The following is a 21,947-nucleotide window of genomic DNA, read 5'->3' on the forward strand; positions in this document are numbered from 1 at the left end:
GCCGCAACCGGATCACACCGGGCGCGGTGGTCACCTCCAGTTGTTCCGCGTTGGTGATACCGGACTCGGTAAGCCAGTCGCCGCCGATAATCACCTCGCCGTTCTCCCGTACCCAATCCGCCCCCAAATCCTGCCTGACCTCACACAGCGCTTCCCAGGTGGCCTCATCGGTAACGCTCGTCATCCATAACCGGTGGTGCTGGCGCGTCAGTTGCAACGGTGTGCCGGGGGTAAATCCCAATGAGAAAAACTGACTGGCTCTGCCAACCTGAGCATCAGCCTTGACACGGGTACACTGGGCTTCAGCAATATTGAAAACAAAGCCGATTTCAAGGCTGAACATCAGGGCGGGAGTTTGAGCACTGGCGGGCCGGTGGGTTCTGACCTGTTGAGCAATCTGGGCGGTGTGGCATTGTCAGGGCTGGGCAATGACGGCCATGCCGAGGGCACCACGCAGGCGGCAGTCGCGGATGGCAGCATAACCATCCGAGAAACGGACAAACAGCAGCAGAATGTTGATGACCTGAGCCGGGACACCGACAATGCGAACGACCGCATCGATCCGATATTTGATAAGGAGAAAGAGCAGAGGCGGCTGAAGGAAGCGCAACTGATTGGCGAGATAGGCGGTCAGGCAATGGATATTGCGCGGACGCAGGGGGATATCAACGGGCTTGAGAAGGCTTTGAAGCATCATCCCGAGTTGAAAGGTGATGCGAAAGCGCTGCGCGAGACAAAAGAATACCAAGCTGCAATGCAGAAATACGGCACGGGCAGTCCCCTGCAACAAGGCCTCCAGGCGGCGACGGCGGCGATACAGGGTCTGGCCGGTGGTGATATGGCGAAAGCGCTGGCAGGGGCTTCCGCCCCGTATCTGGCTGAAGTGATTAAGAAAAGTACGGGAGATAATCAGGAGGCCAACCTGATGGCTCATGCGGTATTGGGTGCCGTCGTCGCCAAAATAAATGGCGACAGTGCGCTGTCAGGGGCTTCGGGTGCAGCGATGGGTGAGTATATCGCCCAGCAGATGTACCCGGGGGTGAAACGTGAAGATCTGAGTGAAGAACAGCGTCAGACCCTGAGCGCGTTAAGCACCTTAGCTTCAGGACTGTCGGGGGGATTGGCCGGAGACAGCACCGCTGACGCCGTTGCCGGAGCGCAGGCTGGGAAGAATGCGGTTGAGAATAACTATCTGAGTGCTAAACAGATAGATGCCTGGTCAGCAGAAATGAAATTTTGTCAGGCTGGCGGCGGCGACTGTAGTGGGATCATTAAGAAATATGAAGAGCTGAGTACTGCCCAGCAGCAACAGCTAATCAGTGACTGTGCAGCCAATCCGACAACTTGCCAACAGAAATATGGTGATGTCTTGGCGGATAGTCTGGCAGTGAAGCAGGCTATAGATCGTGCCTTGGGTGAAGATATCCCGATCAAGATGGTGTATGACCTGACGGCGACTTGGATGCATCAAATGCAGGTCGACGGAGTTATAGCGACCAATAAAGTCTCTGAGGCTCTCCAGAAAGAATATGGACTGGATGAAGTTCAGGCTGGCATTATAGCAAGTACAGCGGCTTCGGCATTTGGAGGAATTAGTAAGGCTGGTAAGCCTAATTATACCTTAAATAAAGATGGTTCTATGCTCGGTATAAATGGCCCAACGGTTCCAAGTAAAACATTGTGGATGGGTAAAGGGAAAGAGAGAATTGATGTTGAGAATCCTGCACCAGGAAAGAGAGCAGGCCAAATACATTATCAGGATAATAGTAATAACAAGTACTATTATGATCCTGTTACACAAACATTCCCTGAAGCACCTAAAAGTGTGAATGATAAGTTGAAAGATCCTGCTTTCAAAAACGCTATAGATAAAGGTATGACTAAATACCTGGGGGAAAAATAAGATGTTAGTTAACTACTTAATGCTCCCTCATCTTGAGGCTGCTTGTTGGGAGGATATAGAAAAACTCAATCTTCCTTGTGAGTTAAATGAGATTATAGAACAAGGTTTTGTTGAGTTACATGGTTGTTTTTTATCAAAAAAACTACTTGCTTATTGTAACTCTGTTACTCCTGATGTTTTCGAGGATGAAATTGCCTTCGAATGTTTTGTAAATTCTATTCATATAGAAGATTACGTAAGTGAAAAGTATTTTCAATATTCAATTGTTTTTTGTAATTCAATAATTAAGAAATGGAATGAAAATTATGTTGACTGTTTGAATGTTATTATATCGTTAGATGATGAAACATTATTGCCAACAGTAAAGTTCCATTTAAAAAGAAAAGGTGTCTCATGGTTGGATGAAGATAATCTTGACTCAAGTATTCAAGCTGTTTTAGTAACTGTGAATGAAATTAATAAGAATAAATTATAAATCATCAAATTTACTGATTAAGAAACCCCGGCCAGTTGGCCGGGTTTTTTGCTTTTATACCCTAAAAACTTCCACTTCCCGCCGCCGCAACCGGATCACACCGGGCGCGGTGGTCACCTCCAGTTGTTCCGCGTTGGTGATACCGGACTCGGTAAGCCAGTCGCCGCCGATAATCACCTCGCCGTTCTCCCGTACCCAATCCGCCCCCAAATCCTGCCTGACCTCACACAGCGCTTCCCAGGTGGCCTCATCGGTAACGCTCGTCATCCATAACCGGTGGTGCTGGCGCGTCAGTTGCAACGGTGTGCCGGGGGTAAATCCCAATGAGAAAAACTGACTGGCTCTGCCAACCTGAGCATCAGCCTCGACACGGGTACACTGGGCTTCAGCAATATTGAAAACAAAGCCGATTTCAAGGCTGAACATCAGGGCGGGAGTTTGAGCACTGGCGGGCCGGTGGGTTCTGACCTGTTGAGCAATCTGGGCGGTGTGGCATTGTCAGGGCTGGGCAATGACGGCCATGCCGAGGGCACCACGCAGGCGGCAGTCGCGGATGGCAGCATAACCATCCGAGAAACGGACAAACAGCAGCAGAATGTTGATGACCTGAGCCGGGACACCGACAATGCGAACGACCGCATCGATCCGATATTTGATAAGGAGAAAGAGCAGAGGCGGGCTGAAGGAAGCGCAACTGATTGGCGAGATAGGCGGTCAGGCAATGGATATTGCGCGGACGCAGGGGGATATCAACGGGCTTGAGAAGGCTTTGAAGCATCATCCCGAGTTGAAAGGCGATGCGAAAGCGCTGCGCGAGACAAAAGAATACCAAGCTGCAATGCAGAAATACGGCACGGGCAGTCCCCTGCAACAAGGCCTCCAGGCGGCGACGGCGGCGATACAGGGTCTGGCCGGTGGTGATATGGCGAAAGCGCTGGCAGGGGCTTCCGCCCCGTATCTGGCTGAAGTGATTAAGAAAAGTACGGGAAATAATCAGGAGGCCAACCTGATGGCTCATGCGGTATTGGGTGCCGTCGTCGCCAAAATAAATGGCGACAGTGCGCTGTCAGGGGCTTCGGGTGCAGCGATGGGTGAGTATATCGCCCAGCAGATGTACCCGGGGGTGAAACGTGAAGATCTGAGTGAAGAACAGCGTCAGACCCTGAGCGCGTTAAGCACCTTAGCTTCAGGACTGTCGGGGGGATTGGCCGGAGACAGCACCGCTGACGCCGTTGCCGGAGCGCAGGCTGGGAAGAATGCGGTGGAGAATAACTATCTGAGCGTGTCTGAAAAGACAGAGCTTGAGTTAGCGAAGCAGAAACGCCAGAACAGCAAAGACCCGGCAGAACGCGAGCAGGCGCAGCAGAAGATCAATGAACTGCGTGAAAAGGATATCGCCAGCGACAAGAAAGTGATTGATGCCTGTAGCAATGGTAATGCAGGGAGTGCGGCATGTGCCAGTGCGAGACTGGAGGTTATCACGGCCAAAGGTGAGTATGAAACCGGGCCATACAACTCGAAGGTGAGCCAGCAATACTCTGATGCTTACGGCCAGATAGTGAACCTGTTGAATATCACCAGTGTTGATGCGCAGAATCAACAGCAGGTGAACTATGCCATGGTGCAACTTGGCGTAGATAAAGCCACGGCAGCGGCATATATCGAAACCTATGATGGGATGAGGATTATTGCGGCGTCATTATCACCAGTGTTGGGTAGTGCTGCTGCTAGTAAGCTAGGAACACTTACAAATACGATTACTACAGCAGAAAAAGCACAATCCTCTCAGATAATTAAGAATTATGGTCCTCTTGAGTCAGGTCCATTGGGTAATCCTAATGATCCACGAGCACCTGCATCTACGTTCAGAAGTGGAACTTATAGCGAAAAAGTTGCCGAAAAAGATATTTATTTATACAGAGATTACGGAGGATCAGCCAAAGCAGATGGTCGTTTTTGGACGCCGGAACCATCAAAAGGACCTTTGCAGTCTCAGATGAATAGCGCGGTATTGCCGGAGTGGGGAAATACATTCCAAAACCAAGCGATTATAAAAATACCAAAAGGAACAGTGTATTATGAAGGTGCTGCTGCATCACAAACTGGCACAACAGGAACAAAACCAACTTTATCTGGAGGAGGTACACAAATATTCCTACCAACTCCTGAAAGTGAGTGGGTCATTAAAAAATGAATACTAAAGAGCTGATCGAAAAATGGGCATCAGGGCGTAAATCATTTTACTTTTTTTTACCTGATGGCCCTTATGGTAGGCCTTTTGATAATCAATATCTCATTGATAAAGTGGAAGAAGTCAATGGTGATATAATCATTAAATTTAAAGAAGGTTTAGCTCTACGCTTTACAGGAATGGTGAATGTTGTTGATGATGGCTGTAACCTTTTGATAAATAATTATAATTCATGTGATCTTGTGATAAATGGTTCCCTTGAAAAAAGTTTTGATTACGGTGAAGTAGCGTTAAGTGGTTTTTAAAGTACCCCCGGCCTTGGCCGGCGTTCTTGCTTACCCTTTAGCCGCCAACTTGATCACCAGTTTCCCCTGTTCGGCGGTAATACTCACCGGCTGGCCGTGGGTGAAGCCCAACGCCTCCAGCCATCTCCCCTTGATGGTCAGTTGCGGCAGCTGGTGCGGCCTGCCACCGTTGGTGCGATACCCAATCCGCCCCCAAATTTTGGCGCTGCTGACTGGCCTCGCACGTACGGGCAGTCCCCTGCAACAAGGCCTCCAGGCGGCGACGGCGGCGATACAGGGTCTGGCCGGTGGTGATATGGCGAAAGCGCTGGCAGGGGCTTCCGCCCCGTATCTGGCTGAAGTGATTAAGAAAAGTACGGGAGATAATCAGGAGGCCAACCTGATGGCTCATGCGGTATTGGGTGCCGTCGTCGCCAAAATAAATGGCGACAGTGCGCTGTCAGGGGCTTCGGGTGCAGCGATGGGTGAATATATCGCCCAGCAGATGTACCCGGGGGTGAAACGTGAAGATCTGAGTGAAGAACAGCGTCAGACCCTGAGCGCGTTAAGCACCTTAGCTTCAGGACTGTCGGGGGGATTGGCCGGAGACAGCACCGCTGACGCCGTTGCCGGAGCGCAGGCTGGGAAGAATGCGGTTGAGAATAACTCGCTGAGCGGTGACCAGGCACGTGAAGTGGCGAAACAGGCCGCTGAATCTTTGAAAAATCAGGTCAGGGATAAGCTGGGTGAAGGTACAACGTCTTCCATTGCGAACGGCATTATCAATGCCCTTGCAGATACCGGTGATGCAGCATTAGGTTCTGCGGACTATGCTGCTGATGCAGCAATGGCGCTGGCAGCGTGTGCAGTCGGAGACAGCTACTGTAGCAAGGCAATGAGCGACCTGTCTGGGAAGAATCAGGCGGTGGCGGACAGTGTCACCGCGCTGATGAAGAGTGAAACCTGGGAAGCGCTGAAAGATAGCGTGATACAGGCGTCAGAAGGGGATCAGGCGGCGCTGGAAGCCACGGGCGGGATGATCGCGGGGATTTTGCTGCCGGGTAAGAAAGTACCGGATCTTGTTAAAGCGGTTGATCCAAATATCAAGATCGCTATGGGTACAACAGTTGGTGATTTTGAGAAAAACCTGGCATTCCTTTCTCCCTGAGAACGAGTGGCGATGGTCAAGGAGACAGCTCCACAGGTCGCAGCAGCAAACGGAATGGTCAAAGACAACAAACTGACCAAACTAAATAATCGTGATGTATACCGTGGACTGGATGGGAATCTTTATGCTCTTGACACGCAACATGGCCGATTTGAGGCTGTGACATCAAAGGGTAAGCATTTGGGTGAGGTTGATTTCTCTATGCAAAAAATCCCTAACACCATAGATAAATCCGGTGGCCATGATTTAAAGGTGAAGTAATGAAATTAGTTGATTATAAAAATAAATCTATCAAACGCGGTTCAGTCTTCAGATTGCCAGCCGTTTGGCCTTATGAAGCGTGGGTAGATTTTATGGTTATTGACTTGTTTGATGCTCACGGCTTGGTTGTATCTTCAGGTCACAAGGCTGGATTAATTTTAATATCTTTACCTGTTGAAAGTGGTTCAACTGAAGGTAGGGCTTTAAGCACCGAATGGGTTATCAACAATTGGGCTGAATGGATTTATCCAGAATGCGATGTAGGAGATGTTCATATACTTGATGGATATGTAGTGATGCCCATCGAATAATACAAATCCCGGCCAACAGGCCGGGATCTTTGCTTTTAAGCCCGAAATCCTCCCACTTCCCGCCGCCGCAACCGGATCACACCGGGCGCGGTGGTTACCTCCAACTGTTCCGCATCAGTGATCCCAGACTCGATGAGCCAATCCCCGCTGATGATCAGCTCGCCGTTCTGCCGTACCCAATCCGCCCCAAATCTTGGCGCTGCTGACTGGCCTCACACAATGCGTTCCCAGGTGGCTTCATCGATGACGCTCGTCATCCATAACCGGTGGTGTAGTGGATCAGTAATACCGGACACCTCAATAGCCTGTTAATTTAATGACAGCCAATTGAGGTAATTGATAATGACTCAACCTAAACAGGCCAAACGTCATTTTTCTCCTGAATTCAAACTGGAAACTATTGAGCAGGTCGTTAAGTATCAGCGGTCAACCATTGAGGTTGCACGCGCTCTGGAGCTGGATCCCAGCCAATTGCGTAAATGGATACACCAGTACAAAGAAGAAGTCAGCGGGGTGACGCCGGACAATCCTGCACTGACACCAGAGCAACGTGAAATCCAGTCGCTCAGAGCGCAGATTAAACGGCTGGAAATGGAAAAAGAAATACTAAAGCTGCGCTCTTGATGTCAGATTCCCTGAACAATTCTCGTTAGTTAAGAAACTCAGGACGCGCTTTCCTGTTGCCTTTATTTGCAATGTGTTCGGGATCCATCGTAGCAGTTATCACTACTGGTTAGGTCGGCCACGGCAACCTGATGCAAAACGCATCGTCTTACAGGGACGGGTTTGTGAAGTACACCGTGTCAGTAATGGCTCAGCGGGAGCAAGAAGTATTGCCGAGATGGTGAGTGCAAAAGGTGTCCAGTTAAGTCGCTGGCGAGCCAGTAAAATAATGAAAGAGCTTAATATTGTCAGTTGCTAGCAACTGGAGCATCGCTACAAAAAAGCCCCAAAAGAGCATGTGGATATTCCTAATCATCTGGACCGCCAGTTTGCAGTAACAGAGCCTAATTAAGTCTGGTGTGGCGATGTGACCTACATATGGGAGGGTAAACGCTGGGCTTATCTGGCGGTTGTTCTGGATTTATTTTCTTGAAAACCAATAGGTTGGGCGATGTCGTTTTCGCCGGACTTAGCCCCGACAGGAAAAGCGTTAACGATGTCCAGAGAAGCTCGGGGGAAACTGACAGACGTTATGTATCATTCTGACCAGGGAAGTCACTATACCAGTAGATAATTCAGACGTTTACTGTGGCGGTATCGGATGAAACAAAGCATGAGCCGGCGTGGAAATTGCTGGGATAACAGTCCAATGGAGCGTTTTTTTCGTAGCCTGAAGTCGGAGTGGGTGTCAGACAGTGGGTATACTAATTTTAACGAGGCCAGCAGAGCAATAACGAATGACATCATTGGCTATTACAGCCAGTTAAGACCCCCACCAATATAACGGTGGATTGACGCCCAATGAGTCAGAGCGATTATTTTTGGAAAGTTCTAAAACCGTGACCACTTCAGTGTTGCAGGAAACGAGGAAAAGCGCGGATGACTGGTTTTCTTAGTAACCACCACGGTTGCCGCCCGCTTTTCGTGCCGGGTGGCAGTGTACTATTGACTGAGTCATAACTTTCTAAGTTGCCAAGCCGGCAGTGAACTGAAACATTATATCAGCCCTCCCATCAGAAACGTCTTAACCCAACGCCGCCAGAACCATATTTTATTCGTGAAAATATACTCGTAGCATTTCCCGCCAGCTGGCTGTACCCGCACGAGCATATACAGTTCAGTAGTGGTATGCTAATGTAAATTTCCTAAAAAATTTATAAACACTGAGATTGAAGACTGCTATTATGTATATTCGTCAGAGAGATGATAATTATAGTGTTGACTCATTTGTAAAGATCTCGTTGGTCATCCCTGTATTTAATGAAGAGGAATCAGTTGAGTTATTTGTCAACTATGTAGACAACCTATTTTCTAAGAATAAAGAATACCAGATTGAATTTGTGTTCATTGATGATGGTAGTGTCGACAGGACTTTACCTAAGCTAATCTCTTTGCAAGAAAAAGAAGACCGGGTTGTAATTGTTGAGCTTACACGTAATTTTGGAAAAGAAGCCGCATTAACTGCAGGAATATTTAATGCGACAGGTGATGTCGTTATTCCGATTGATGTTGATTTTCAGGATCCGCCAGAAGTCATCCTCAAAATGCTTGATGAGTGGAAAAAAGGCTATGAAGTCGTACTTGGCGTGCGAATTGATCGATCGTCCGATACCCTGATGAAACGGAAAACCGCCAGTTGGTTCTATAGGATAATAAACAAGATGTCCAGAACCAAAATACCTGAGAATGTAGGTGACTTCAGATTAATGGATAGATGTGTTGTCGAAGCATTGAAACAATTACCTGAAACCCATCGTTTTATGAAGGGAATTTTTTCTTGGCTGGGATTCAGAACCACCAACGTTGAATACATCCGCCCTGAAAGAATCGCAGGTACCACTACATTCAATGGCTTTCGCTTATGGGGACTCGCACTCGAAGGCATCACAAGTTTTAGTTTAGTGCCATTGAAGATATGGACTTATATCGGAATCATTTTTTCAGTTTTATCGCTGTTTTATGCGGTATTTATTTTCTTAAAAACACTATTTTTTGGGACAGACGTGCCAGGCTATGCATCATTAATTATTACCATTCTTTTTATTGGTGGCTTGCAGTTAATGAGTACAGGTATTATCGGTGAGTATCTTGGCCGTACCTATATGGAATCAAAAAGAAGACCCATTTTTTTAACTCGCCAGATCTATAAAAAAAACAAGGATTAAATATATGGATCTTAAAGAAACAGAAATACTCGGCGATGACGTTAATACACATTGGTATTACCTTTCAAAGGCCAAAGCGCTCACCAATCTTCTGGGTGATTTTTCACCAAAAAAAATCATGGACATTGGTGCCGGTTCTGGTTATTTCTCAAAATCATTGCTTAATAAAACAGCGGCCAAAGAAGCCTGGTGTGTCGACATCAGCTACGAGAAAGAAGAATCTTCTAGGGAAAACGGAAAGCCAATCCACTTTGTGCGTAGCGTAGGTGAAACCGACGTCGATCTGGTATTGCTAATGGATATACTGGAACATGTTGATGATGATGTTGGTCTTCTTCAGGAATATGTGGATAAAGTTCCTTATGGCACAAAATTTTTAATTAGTGTGCCAGCCTTCGAATGGTTGTGGAGTTCACATGATGACTTCCTTGAGCACCGAAGAAGATATACCTGCCACCAGCTAGAAAATGTCGTTAAGCTAACAGGTCTGTCTATTGACAGGTCATGCTATTATTTTTGTTCCGTGTTACCATTAGCTATTGCAACGCGTCTTATCTCACGAAATACAGAGAAAAAAGAATCTCAGCTTAAAAAACACAGCAAGTTGGTGAATGCTTTACTAAAGATGCTTTGTTCATTAGATTTTCTGTTCTTTAAGAAAAATAAGATCGGTGGTTTAACGGTGTTCTGCTATGCCGAGAAAAAAGAAAAAAAACATTTATAACATGCATATTAATATAATGATGTCAGTAAAGTCGGTAACGTTTCGGCGATTTGTTATTACAGGGATGTTAGCGACAATTTTACATTTTATCACTGCTCTTTTTTTAATCTTCAATCACTTGCTAACGCCAGCATTTGCTAATGCTTTTGCTTTCACGATGACGACAATTATTTCGTACTTTATTAACACATTATGGTCTTTTTCACAAAAAATAAGAGCCAAAAACACATTTAGATATGCAATCACAGCATGTATTGGATTTACACTCTCTTATTCCATTGCTTCAATTTCCGGATATTTATTTGTTAACCCAGTCATCAGCATCATTTTTGTCGCAGCATTTGTTCCCCCTGTGATTTTTTTTATTCATAAGAAATGGACGTACCTGAATTAGAGGAAATAAAGATGTTTAAAAACATAGCTAACAACAAAAGTATTCTATTGCTGATAATATTCATTCTCCTGTACATTCCCGTACTCTTTTCGAGAACAGATATGTGGGATGGTGTAATACTTGACCATGCAATATCATTAGGGCGTAGCGACGTTTATCATGAATGGTTTAGCGAGGCCGGTTTATATCTCACGGCATTCTTCTATGACCCATTGGCTTTTTTGAAAGAATTTTACCCGTTTTCCGGGCAGATATTAACATTATTTTTCTTATATTTTTCCGCACTAGAAATAACTCGACTGTCAGAGACGATATACAAAATATCAGAAAAAGAATCGACCTTAGTAGGTATTTTTTATTTACTTCTTCCTCTCTGGTCAACTTTTTTTTCGACAATTTATTTGATGCATTCAGCTACAATTTTCATAGCTCTGTTAAGTGCAAGGTTGGTGATATGCAATCGTTATCCATTGCTCACGATAATATTAATTCCAGTTACGTTTCAGCAAGCATCAATGGCACCCCTTATTCTTTCGATCTTTATGCTATACGCGATAGAGAATAAATTTAAAAATATCACATCTATTTTTTTATTCTCTCTATGGGTTATTGTGTCATTTTTCATATTGCGCTCAATTTTTACAACAACAGATCTCTATTCTGGCTACAATAAAATTTCTATAAATAACTTACAGAATATCTATCTATGGGAGGCCTTTTCGTTAAGTATTGCACTCTGTCTTGGACCAGTTGTTGTTTATTTTATTCTAACTGCTAAGAAGATGAGTAAAATATCTAGTGCAGGCTTAGTCATTGCGCTTATCGCAACAATAATCCCATACATTACAGTAGGGAAAGAGCCATCAACTTCTGACTTTGTAAATATGCAGGGAAATTCAATGCGTTTCCTTTTCTCTTGCGCTCCTATACTGGCACTAATATTTGCCTATACATTACAATATAAACCACTCAAGAAACCAATAATAATAATTATCATGTTATATATGTTTTCATTATTTATTAGCGCGCAACATGCAAAAGTTAATGAAGTAATGTATCAACGAGCTTTCATCGCAAGTATAAAAAAACATCCAGAATTGAATGGAAAGGTTATTACTATTATCACAACAGACAATCTTAACCTCTATGAGTACGCCTATTTATTCACTAAGGCTTTTGGTGTTAACAAAAGCATTATACTTACAAATGATTCTGTCCCAGATCCTGTTATTTACAAAAAAGACTCATACCGCGTAAAATATATGCAAGCTAGCATAGAAAATATGACAGATGCCAAGATTATTGATGTAACATCACATATGGATAAGGTGGGTCCGTTACGGATGTATTGGGAATATTTGTCAAATGGCAGCCTGCCTGAGCTGGTAACCATCAAAGAGAGGTGATTCACAACACAGCAGACATTCAGCTAACAGGGACTGAATAAAACCACAGGTCACGTGGAGGGGGAAAGAATTCTTAGGCCACAGCAATAAGACCAACCGGCTGCTGATGCACATCAATACGTCTGCAGCCCCTGATATCGCGTAGCCCACGCCGCCCGAAGTGTAGTCCAGTTAACATTCAGGTTAGCCAGTCGACAGCTTTTTTGGGCGGCATAAATGTCGCCACTGGTTCATGATCACGATGTGGATTCCTCACTGACCTGCAACTGTACTCCCCCCTGAATTTAGGTCTTAGTGCTTAGTAGAGTTCTCTGGTTAAAATACAATCAACAGGAGAACCATCATGAAGAAAGTACGTTTTACTGAAACTCAGGTCCTGATGGTTCTGAAATAAGTTGAGGGTGACCGGCATGTAAAAGATGTCTGTCGAGAAAATGGTGTTTCAGAAACCAGCTACTACAGCTGGAAATCTAAATATGGAGGGATGGAATCCTCTGATATCAAGCGCATGAAAGAACTTGAAGAGGAAAATCGCCGACTAAAGCAGATGCATGCCTCCCTGAGCTTAGACCATGAAATTCTTAAGGATATCGTGGCAAAAAAACTATAATGGCATCAGAAAAACGCGAACTGGTTCAGTACGTTATGACGGAGCATAAGATCAGTGAGCGCTGCGGATGCCGAGTTATCGGTATCAGTCGTAGCCTTTTACATTATCGCCCGAATACTGTACGCGATATTCCGGTGATAGAAGCGTTGCAGAAACTGGCACAGTAGTATCCGGCGTATGGCTTTGGCCTGATGTTCGACAAATTACGCCAGTCAGGGCGGATATGGAATGCGGAACGTGGGACGTGGGACGTGTTTACCGGATATATTACCTCTTGCAGCTCAATCTTAGGCGTAAGGGGAAAAAACGATTACCAAACAGGGATCCCCAACCGTTGGTTGCCCCATTAAAAATGAACCACTGTTGGTCAGTTGATTTTATGAGTGATGCTTTGATTGATGGGCGGGCGTCGACTCAGGTTGTTCAACGTAGTTGATGATTTTAACCAGGAGGCACTGGCCGTCAAGGTTGATTTAAATATACCAGCTCACTGCGTAGTCAGAATATTAGAAAGGATCAGTGCAGAAAGTGGTGTAGTGGATCAATAATTCAGGACACCTCGAAATCCTGTTAATGTTAAAACAGTGAACGTGAGGTGATGCATGATCAAAAATCGTCGGATTAAACGCACATTTTCCCCAGAGTTCAAACTCGAAGCTATCGAACAGGTTGTTGAATACCAGCGAGATGTACGGGAAGTCGCTCAGGCGCTCGAACTCAACCCTGACCATTTGCGCAAATGGATACGGCTGTATAAGCAGGAAATTCAAGGTATTGAGCCCGTTGGCAATGCCATTACTCCTGAACAACGCGAAATTCAGCAGCTTAAAGCACAGATAAAGCGTCTTGAGATGGAAAAAGAAATACTAAAGCAGGCTGCCGTGCTGATGAGCGAAGCCCCCGGAAAGTTATCGCGCTAATCACACGGCTAAAAGCAAAGTTGGCCTGTGCAGATCCTTTGTCATTTATTCGGTATTCACCGTAGCGTTTATTACGCGCAGGTAAAGCGTCCTGTTAATGCACAAAGAATTGAAAATGCACAAAGAATTGAATTACGAAGTCGGGTGAGAGAATTCCATGACTCTCAGTCGTGGTGCTGCAGGTAGTCGGGCAATCAGTCAGATATTGCGCCAGAGTGGCGTTAATGCAGGTCGATGGCTGGCGCGACGACTGATGCAGGAATGCGGGCTGACTAGTCGCCAGCCTGTTAAACATCGCTACCGGGTAAATGAAGACAACAGTCCGGCATTACCAAACTTATTGAACCGGCAGTTTAACCCCGCCACACCAAACCGCGTCTGGTGTGGTGATATCAGTTTTATTCGCCTGCAGGACAGATGGTGCTATCTCGCGCTTGTTATTGATTTATATTCACGCCGGATTATCGGTTCAGCCCTCTCATTAACCGCTGATGCTGATGTGGTGTGCCGGGCTTTGCGTAACGCTCTGGAAACACGACCTCGTGATGGCCGTCTGCTGTTTCATTCAGATCAAGGGGTTCAATATAAAAGCAATAAATACAGGAAATTACTCTGGCGTGATGGGGTAATGCAAAGTATGAGTCGCAGAGGGAATTGCCTGGATAATTCGCCGATAGAAAGAGTCTTTCGCAGCCTTAAAAGTGAATGGCTTCCGAAAGGTGGTTATAGTGATTTTAGCCATGCAGTACGCGATATAAACCAGTGGATAAATGGTTATTACAACGTTTATCGCCCTCATACGAACAACGGTGGTTTACCGCCTTGCCTGCATGAAGAAAAGTGGAGACAGGTTATTCCGGTGTCCTGATTTTGTGATCCACTACAGATACTTACAGTGATCGAAAAAACGCAAAAACAATGCCAATGGAAATTGGCGCATGTCGGCCATGGAAGAAGACCAGATAGCAGCCCCCATCGGTAACAAGTAATGCTGGGTAAAATAGTGGGAAAATCCTTCTTGTTGCAGAAAATCGTCCACCGTTTGAGTCGCAATACCGCCACTTGCCAGGTTTTTCTTACATCGGCGATTGAAACGCATAATCTCTGCCAGTAAGCGATAAAAACGCGGGCTAAGCAGGTTAAGACGTTGGGCAAACAGGGTATTGAGCGTATGACCGTTGTATTCCAGTCCACTACGTGGATGCGTAACCGAGAAGCTCATCTCCGTGGGTTGACCACTAATGCCCAATTCGGCTAATCGAGCAATAAATTGTGGATAGGTCCGCTCGTTATAGACAATAAATCCGGTATCAATAGCGTAGCTGCGCCCTTCCAACGTGATGTCCACGGTCGCGGTATGCCCACCGGGGTAATTATTAGCTTCAAACAGTGTAACCTGATGTTTTTTCGCTAACTTCCATGCACAGGTCAAACCGGAAATTCCGCTACCAATAATGGCAATTTTCATTGGGTTACCTCACCAAACGCTTGGCAAGCCAGCGTTGTAGAGCTTGTGGAAGTAGACCTGTCAGTCGTAACAGCGCGGCGAATAATGGAGGGAAAGCAATTTCAGCGGCTCCTTTTCCCAGGCCACGGCGAATATAGTGCGAAGCCTGCTTAGGGGTGATTATCATCGGCATGGTAAAATCGTTGCGGTCAGTCAGCGGTGTGGCAACGAAACCGGGTAATATCAGCGAAACATTAATACCGGATTTTGCCAAATCCACTGCCAAGCTACGGGCAAAATAGGCAAGTGCAGCTTTTGAAGCGCCATAGGCTTCTGCGCGCGGCATGGGTAGCATGCTGGCTGTTGATCCTACCAGAGCGATGCGACTTCCGGACGACAGTTGTGGTAACAGAACATCTAAACAATTGATTGGACCTAGAAAATTAGTATTAAGTACCCGAGCAACCCGTTCAGCCTCTACGACACCATTATCAAGGTATTCACAGGTTCCAGCACACAAAATCACCAGATCGGCCGGACAGTGCGCTAACGCCTTACGCGTGGCAGCTAAGTCGGTTATGTCGAAATGGCGCGCTGTAATCGCAGGGTTATGCATGCCAAGATCCATCAGCCGATTTTCATCACGCCCACAGGCCGTCACTTGCCAGCCTTCTGCAGCATAATCAAGCGCCAGTTGCTGTCCAATACCGGAACTGGCTCCAGTGACCACTACGTGTTTCATGCTTGTAGCCTCTTCTTCAACTGGAGAATAACGCCGCCGATCAGCGGTATGTGTTCATAAAGCATGGCTCCCATATCGTAATAGTCGCGCTGATAAATAATCCGCTGTTCGGTAAAGCGCAACAGGCTGATACCCTCTAAACGGAGTAAGGCACCACGGCGCAGGCGGGGATGGGCATAAGCCATTTGCCAGCACACGGAGACTTGTTGATCATGGTGTTGAATATCCGTGAGGGTAAAGCAGCAAGTGTTTAACTTACTGATCAACCGTTGAAAATAGGCTTCAAGGGAACTCAATCCCTGATGTTCTCCGACTGGATCGATAAAGTGGATATCGCGATGATAAACATCAGGTAGGTCAACCAGACGTGCCGCATCCAGTGTGGTATAGAATTGCGTAAAACGGGCCAGCAGTGCTTCTGCGTCACTCATGGCGGAGCTCCGAAGTAAGGGGTAGCGCTGTATGGTTATTAATAAGTGTAATGTTCAACTCAGCATCACACCAAACAGCTAACTCGTCGTCATTGAACTGTTGACGACGCACCTTCAGTGCGTTGTGGTTTTAACCAGCCATAGCGCCGTTGCCAGGCACGTAGCGTTACCGGATTAATGCCACAAAGTTGAGCTACCTCACTGATACTGCATATCGCTATACTATTTACTTTGCCTAAAGCACCAGTACATTAACCATAGTGAATAAATCTAAAACTATACAATAAATTACCAATCGTAAAAGTTTCTATTCAATGGGGTTCACTTCAGCGTGGCCCTACGCCACTAAGCCTATTTAAACTGGCTAAATAAAAAAGGCTAAATGTCGGATTCTGTGACATCTAGCCTTAGTAATAAAATAGCCAACCCAGTTTTTAAAGCAATGCTTTAGCTTTTAGTTGCTGATATTCGCTTTCTGTAATTGTTCCTTCATCCAACAATTTTTTGGCGTCAGAAATCTGTTCTGCTGGAGACTTACCTGCAATATGACGAATATAATCATTGGTATCAGCAACAGATTTCTGCACTGTTGAGCGATACCGCTGCGCCATACCTTTGCCTCGGGTAACGAGATACAAAAGAGAGGTAAGCAGTGGGATGAATAGCAAGAATAAAATCCATATTGCTTTGTAGAACCCATTCAGCTCATGGTCTCTAAATAAATCGGAAATAACTTGGAATAGAATCAATAAGTAAGCGATAAAAAAGAAAATTGAGAACGTGGTCGCCAGAATATCCCAAAGAGTAAGAAAGTGATTGGTCATAGTGTCTCCCGACAGTAAATAAATTAAGGGAATAATATTACAATAAAACTCCAATTATCTGTTTCATATTAATAATAGCTACTATCGCGAGTTTAAGACTAAATTATTATCGCTTCTGATAAATAGCGTAATCACTGCCCGATAGATCGGGCTATCAACCGATAAAATTGTGCCGCAGGCCATAATCCATCACTTTGCGGATGTTGATATTGCTCTTTGCGTATTATATGTATTAGTTCGATGCTGACCAGTATGTGTCATAAACGTTGCGGTGATCTATTGGTGCTGAGTGAATCGGATTTTACGCATGGTACTTTCCTCCGGGACACATTCAGTGTGTCGGAAGATCTCTAAAAGTGAATGGTTTTTTTAAGCGGGAGACTGACAACTTAGCTGCGGTATCCTAGAAAAGACTAAGAGCCTACGTTTTCACGTAAGCCCTTGATATTTGGTGGCCCCTGCTGGACTTGAACCAGCGACCAAGCGATTATGAGTCGCGTGCTCTAACCAACTGAGCTAAGGGGCCATACTTGGGCGCTGATTATACGGTAGTTTTTATCTTGCGGTCTAGAGCTGAAAAATCAGATGGACGTTTTATGCACAAAATTAAGGTTTTTTACGAATATAGTGGGGAATAGTACCAAAATAGAGAGCGACTTCAGGCTGAAAAGAAAAACCCCGACATGAACTGCGCCTTAATCAGTTGGTGTCCAACTTTTGGGGTACAGTTCAATCTGCCGGGGTTTATTGCTGCTGCCGACGATTAGTCGTCGAGGAAGCTACGTAGAACTTCGGAGCGGCTTGGGTGGCGCAATTTACGCAGTGCCTTCGCTTCGATCTGACGAATACGTTCACGGGTAACATCGAACTGCTTACCGACTTCTTCCAAAGTATGGTCAGTGTTCATGTCGATACCAAAACGCATCCGCAGAACTTTAGCTTCACGGGCGGTCAGGCCAGCCAACACATCGTGAGTTGCCGAACGCAGGCTCTCGGAAGTTGCAGAGTCCAACGGCAGCTCTAACGTTGTATCTTCGATGAAATCGCCCAGATGTGAATCTTCATCATCACCAATTGGCGTTTCCATAGAGATCGGCTCTTTCGCGATCTTCAGCACTTTGCGGATTTTGTCTTCCGGCATCAGCATACGTTCTGCTAATTCTTCCGGTGTAGGTTCACGCCCCATTTCCTGCAACATCTGACGGGATATACGGTTGAGTTTGTTAATCGTCTCAATCATATGTACCGGAATACGGATGGTGCGCGCCTGATCGGCGATAGAACGGGTGATTGCCTGACGAATCCACCAGGTAGCATAGGTCGAGAATTTATAACCGCGACGGTATTCGAACTTATCTACTGCTTTCATCAGACCGATATTACCTTCCTGAATCAAATCAAGGAATTGCAGGCCACGGTTGGTGTATTTTTTAGCAATAGAGATAACCAAACGCAGGTTAGCTTCGACCATTTCTTTCTTCGCGCGACGTGCTTTGGCTTCACCGATAGACATGCGACGGTTGATGTCTTTTACCTGCTCAATCGTCAGACCGGTTTCTTCTTCGATCTGACGCAGTTTTTGCAGGCTGCGTTGTACATCATCCGATACGTCTTTCAGTTTTTCTGACCACGGTTTACCCATAGCCAGTGCCGCTGCAAACCAGGTATCGCTGGTTTCGTTGCTAGCAAACAGTGTGACGAAGTTTTTCTTCGGCATTTTGCACTGTTCAACACACAGTTTCATGATAATGCGTTCTTGAGTACGAACGCGATCCATCATGGTACGCATGTTGTTAACCAGATAGTCAAACTGCTTAGGTACCAAGCGGAACTGCTTGAATACTTCGGAAAGCTTCAGGATCTCAGCCGCAGCACTGATATGGCTACGACCGTTTTTCTTGATTTCTTTCCGTGCGTTTTCATATTGTTCACGCAGGTCAGAGAATTTCTGACGCGCCAGTTCCGGATCGATGCTGTTATCGTCTTCGCTGTCGTCGTCTTCATCTTCATCTTCGTTTTCATCATCGCCCATTTCTGCGGTGGACAATTCTGAACCTACGTGGGTTGCTGTTGGTGCAATATCTTCTTCGGCATTAGGGTCAACGAAGCCGATGATCAGGTCGGACAGACGAGCTTCGCCCGCTTCAACGCGATCATATTGTTCCAACAGGTAAGTGATGGCTTCAGGGTATTCTGCAACTGAACATTGCACCTGATTAATACCGTCTTCGATACGTTTGGCGATGTCGATTTCGCCTTCACGAGTCAGAAGTTCAACGGTACCCATTTCACGCATATACATGCGGACCGGATCGGTCGTACGACCAATTTCGGATTCGACACTGGATAACACCTGCGCTGCAGCTTCAGCCGCGTCATCGTCGGTATCATTGGTGTTTTCGGCCAGCATTAAATCATCAGCATCAGGCGCTTCTTCCAGCACCTGGATACCCATGTCATTAATCATCTGGATGATGTCTTCGATCTGATCGGAATCGACGATATCTTCCGGCAGATGGTCATTGACCTCAGCATAGGTCAGGTAGCCTTGCTCTTTACCACGGGTGACAAGTAGCTTCAGCTGTGACTGCGGGTTTTGCTCCATAAGACGGTATCCACACTTCAGAGTATTTGGGTTGGTGTCGGTCGGCGAAACCGCCAACAATAGCATTTGGGGCCATTTTTTTCGCCGCTGCCCGCTATGGCGGCATATTGCAGGGAGTCGCCCCTGCATTTATCGGCAATTAAGCCGTTGGGTAATTCATTTTTTCTTGGCTAACGCAAGATTCAAAGACCAAAGCTCTTTACGTTCTTCGGCGTTTAATCCGTGTGTGCGATCGCGGGCAATCAATGTTTCCTGACGCTGTTCTAAAATTGAGTCATAAAGACTCGTCAGCGTATCGACAAAGGTTGGTTCGATCATCTCCTCTGCAATCATGTGGTTCCAAGTTGCTAAGGTTTCAAGCTGTTGGCTGAATTTATTATCACGATACAGCTCCAGTAACTGGCCAGTAGTCAGCCCCGGCTGGGCTAGACAGGTATTTACCAACTCAATGAATAGCGGTAAACCTGCTAGTTTTGCTTGCTCAACTCCCTGTAGTGAGGGAATAAGTGTAGCCAGTTGTGGGTTTTGTACCAGTAGCCCTATAAGTATACGCATGGTTGTGCGTTTTAGCTGGGGCGGTTGGTAGCTATTCGTATTTTCAGCCAGTTTAGGCATCAGTTTATCCAACTGACTATCATCCAGGATGCCTAATTTGTTACCTAATTGCTGACGCAGATACAGCCGCAGCGTTTCTCCCGGCACCTGACTGATTAAAGGTAGCGCAAGGGTGCTTAATTTGGCACGTCCGTCTGGGCTGCTCAAATCCACCTGTGGCATCAATGTTTCAAACAAAAAGGTTGAGAGCGGCTGCGCCTGCTCCATCCGTTGTTCGAATGCATCTTTGCCTTCTTTGCGTACCAAAGTGTCGGGATCTTCTCCATCAGGTAAAAACATAAAGCGTAGCTGACGGCCATCGGTCAGATAGGGCAGTGCAGTTTCCAATGCTCGCCAGGCGGCATCTCGGCCAGCCCTATCGCCGTCATAACAGCAAATAACCTGATCGGTGGCGCGGAACAGCAGCTGAATATGTTCAGCCGTCGTTGAAGTTCCAAGTGAGGCAACGGCATAATCAATGCCGAATTGCGCTAACGCCACCACATCCATATAGCCTTCCACCACGAGTAAACGTGTTGGATTGGGATGAATAACCTGTGCTTCATACAAGCCGTATAACTGGCGGCCCTTATGAAAAATCTCTGTTTCCGGGGAGTTGAGGTATTTAGGAACGCCATCACCCAGAATTCGCCCACCAAAAGCGATGACACGCCCACGCTTATCGCGGATCGGGAACATAACGCGTTCACGGAAACGATCGTATGTCCGTCCTGTATCATTAGTCACCAGCATGCCAGCATCGTTCAGTGCTGTACGACTTTCGGCATCACGGCCAAAGCGTTTTAACGCGTTGTCCCAGCCTGCCGGAGCAAAACCAATGGCGAAATGACGGATAATATCTTCACTCAACCCGCGGTGTTCAAGATAACCACGTGCCTGTTTGGCTGTCGGGCTGTTGAGTGATTGTTGATAGAACGCGCTAAGCTGATCCATCAATTGATACAGATTTTGTCGTTGGTGACGTTCTATTTGCGTGCTGCCGGTTCCTGCCTCGTAAGGTACTTCCAGCCCGTGCATAGTGGCTAATTCTTCGATACTTTCGACAAACTCCAGTCGATCGTAATTCATCAAAAAATCTACCGCATTGCCATGAGCACCACAGCCGAAGCAATGATAAAATTGCTTGTCGCCATTAACGGTGAATGAAGGCGTTTTCTCATGATGAAACGGACAACACGCGTGATAATTTTTGCCTTGCTTCTTCAGCTTTACCCGGGCATCGATCAGATCGACGATATCGGTTCTAGCCAGCAAGTCATTGATAAATACCCGCGGGATTCGTCCAGCCATAAGCCCCTATTCGCTAGTCCATAAACGAGAATAAGCCGCGCATTCCTTTCGGAAAGCACGGCCTTCGTTGCAACTACTCGGTCTGCGCGTTCTTGGTAACTAACAAATCACGCTGTAGGGTTGCCCCCAAAGAATTAATACAGACGAGTGCGGCGTGCGTTTTCGCGAGCCAATTTCTTCGCGTGACGTTTTACAGCAGAAGCTTTAGCGCGTTTACGTTCGGTAGTCGGTTTTTCATAGAACTCACGACGACGAACTTCAGCTAAAACACCTGCTTTTTCACAGGAACGTTTGAAACGACGAAGAGCTACGTCGAATGGCTCGTTTTCACGTACTTTAATTACCGGCATGTGCCTCTCACCTCAATAGAAATCGGTTTCTGCTGGCCAAGTGCCAGCCTTCTCAAAATGGTGCGGAATTTTACTTCAATGGATGCTGCGTTGTAAAGCACCACAGCAAATTGAAACAGGCACGCCCCTGTATGACCGACTACTGTTTTAACGTCAGAAGTGCGGTGG

The 21,947-nt window shown here is 46.2% G+C and carries 15 protein-coding genes, 1 tRNA gene and 8 pseudogenes; 13 read left to right on the forward strand and 11 right to left on the reverse strand.

The window, feature by feature from the left end; all coding sequences use genetic code 11:
- Positions 1 to 184 (reverse strand): hypothetical protein (locus tag DJ39_RS18415; RefSeq protein ID WP_248700200.1); only part of this gene is annotated, 184 nt, incomplete at its 3' end.
- A gap of 93 nt (positions 185 to 277) precedes the next feature.
- Here DJ39_RS18415 and DJ39_RS18315 point away from each other — a divergent pair.
- Positions 278 to 1,207: pseudogene (locus DJ39_RS18315) on the forward strand (VENN motif pre-toxin domain-containing protein); the annotation flags it as partial.
- Positions 1,208 to 1,904: 697 nt separating this feature from the next.
- Complete coding sequence (locus tag DJ39_RS03980; RefSeq protein ID WP_038251149.1) at positions 1,905 to 2,378, forward strand: hypothetical protein; 474 nt, start codon at positions 1,905 to 1,907, stop codon at positions 2,376 to 2,378.
- Between the two features lie 54 nt (positions 2,379 to 2,432).
- On the opposite strand, the gene DJ39_RS18420 is transcribed toward DJ39_RS03980, so the two are convergent.
- Positions 2,433 to 2,645, reverse strand: a complete 213-nt coding sequence (locus tag DJ39_RS18420; RefSeq protein WP_071708583.1) for a hypothetical protein — start codon at positions 2,643 to 2,645, stop codon at positions 2,433 to 2,435.
- Between the two features lie 93 nt (positions 2,646 to 2,738).
- Between DJ39_RS18420 and DJ39_RS17715 the strand changes: the two are divergent.
- The 11 genes and pseudogenes from DJ39_RS17715 to DJ39_RS17840 all read left to right on the forward strand — a co-directional run.
- Positions 2,739 to 4,572, forward strand: a pseudogene (locus DJ39_RS17715) (VENN motif pre-toxin domain-containing protein); the annotation flags it as partial.
- On the forward strand, positions 4,569 to 4,874 hold the full coding sequence (locus DJ39_RS03995; RefSeq protein WP_038245716.1) for a hypothetical protein: 306 nt from the start codon (positions 4,569 to 4,571) through the stop codon (positions 4,872 to 4,874). The pseudogene DJ39_RS17715 and the gene DJ39_RS03995, both read left to right, overlap by 4 nt.
- 226 nt (positions 4,875 to 5,100) lie before the next feature.
- Positions 5,101 to 6,282: pseudogene (locus DJ39_RS18430) on the forward strand (VENN motif pre-toxin domain-containing protein); the annotation flags it as partial.
- Entirely contained in the window at positions 6,282 to 6,593 is a 312-nt protein-coding gene (gene imm45, locus DJ39_RS04005) for an Imm45 family immunity protein (protein ID WP_038251150.1), read from the forward strand. The pseudogene DJ39_RS18430 and the gene imm45, both read left to right, overlap by 1 nt.
- A 342-nt stretch (positions 6,594 to 6,935) precedes the next feature.
- Positions 6,936 to 8,152: pseudogene (locus tag DJ39_RS17720) on the forward strand (IS3 family transposase).
- A 288-nt stretch (positions 8,153 to 8,440) separates the two neighbouring features.
- A complete protein-coding gene (locus tag DJ39_RS04015) occupies positions 8,441 to 9,421 on the forward strand; it encodes a glycosyltransferase family 2 protein (protein WP_004723346.1) in 981 nt (326 codons plus the stop codon).
- 4 nt (positions 9,422 to 9,425) lie between these two features.
- Entirely contained in the window at positions 9,426 to 10,145 is a 720-nt protein-coding gene (locus DJ39_RS04020) for a class I SAM-dependent methyltransferase (protein WP_004723345.1), read from the forward strand.
- Between the two features lie 19 nt (positions 10,146 to 10,164).
- A complete protein-coding gene (locus DJ39_RS18435) occupies positions 10,165 to 10,539 on the forward strand; it encodes a GtrA family protein (RefSeq protein ID WP_367683261.1) in 375 nt (124 codons plus the stop codon).
- An 11-nt stretch (positions 10,540 to 10,550) separates the two neighbouring features.
- Positions 10,551 to 11,945, forward strand: a complete 1,395-nt coding sequence (locus tag DJ39_RS04030; protein WP_038251154.1) for a hypothetical protein — start codon at positions 10,551 to 10,553, stop codon at positions 11,943 to 11,945.
- 343 nt (positions 11,946 to 12,288) lie between these two features.
- A pseudogene (locus DJ39_RS17725) lies at positions 12,289 to 13,088 on the forward strand (transposase); the annotation flags it as partial.
- Positions 13,089 to 13,157: 69 nt separating this feature from the next.
- Positions 13,158 to 14,343: pseudogene (locus DJ39_RS17840) on the forward strand (IS3 family transposase).
- Between the two features lie 27 nt (positions 14,344 to 14,370).
- Here DJ39_RS17840 and DJ39_RS04055 read toward each other — a convergent pair.
- The 9 genes and pseudogenes from DJ39_RS04055 to rpsU form a co-directional block, all read right to left on the reverse strand.
- Positions 14,371 to 14,943, reverse strand: a pseudogene (locus DJ39_RS04055) (FAD-dependent oxidoreductase); the annotation flags it as partial.
- 4 nt (positions 14,944 to 14,947) lie between these two features.
- Positions 14,948 to 15,664 carry an SDR family NAD(P)-dependent oxidoreductase gene (locus tag DJ39_RS04060; RefSeq protein WP_038251156.1) on the reverse strand — a complete coding sequence of 239 codons (717 nt, stop codon included), beginning with the start codon at positions 15,662 to 15,664 and terminating at the stop codon, positions 14,948 to 14,950.
- Positions 15,661 to 16,095: a nuclear transport factor 2 family protein gene (locus DJ39_RS04065; RefSeq protein WP_004723330.1), complete on the reverse strand. Its 435-nt coding sequence runs from the start codon at positions 16,093 to 16,095 to the stop codon at positions 15,661 to 15,663. The genes DJ39_RS04060 and DJ39_RS04065 overlap by 4 nt, the downstream gene beginning before the upstream one ends.
- Before the next feature lie 79 nt (positions 16,096 to 16,174).
- A pseudogene (locus DJ39_RS17320) lies at positions 16,175 to 16,316 on the reverse strand (MerR family transcriptional regulator); the annotation flags it as partial.
- Between the two features lie 213 nt (positions 16,317 to 16,529).
- Positions 16,530 to 16,919, reverse strand: coding sequence for an SHOCT domain-containing protein (locus tag DJ39_RS04070; protein WP_004723329.1), 390 nt, complete (start codon positions 16,917 to 16,919; stop codon positions 16,530 to 16,532).
- 449 nt (positions 16,920 to 17,368) lie between these two features.
- Positions 17,369 to 17,445 (reverse strand) — tRNA-Ile (locus tag DJ39_RS04075).
- Between the two features lie 237 nt (positions 17,446 to 17,682).
- Complete coding sequence (gene rpoD / locus DJ39_RS04080) at positions 17,683 to 19,524, reverse strand: RNA polymerase sigma factor RpoD (RefSeq protein ID WP_004723328.1); 1,842 nt, start codon at positions 19,522 to 19,524, stop codon at positions 17,683 to 17,685.
- Between the two features lie 156 nt (positions 19,525 to 19,680).
- Entirely contained in the window at positions 19,681 to 21,429 is a 1,749-nt protein-coding gene (gene dnaG / locus DJ39_RS04085; protein ID WP_004723327.1) for a DNA primase, read from the reverse strand.
- Positions 21,430 to 21,563: 134 nt separating this feature from the next.
- A complete protein-coding gene (rpsU, locus tag DJ39_RS04090) occupies positions 21,564 to 21,779 on the reverse strand; it encodes a 30S ribosomal protein S21 (RefSeq protein WP_001144069.1) in 216 nt (71 codons plus the stop codon).
- Positions 21,780 to 21,947 lie beyond the last annotated feature (168 nt).

The organism is Yersinia ruckeri ATCC 29473 (assembly GCF_000754815.1).
GTDB lineage: Bacteria > Pseudomonadota > Gammaproteobacteria > Enterobacterales > Enterobacteriaceae > Yersinia > Yersinia ruckeri.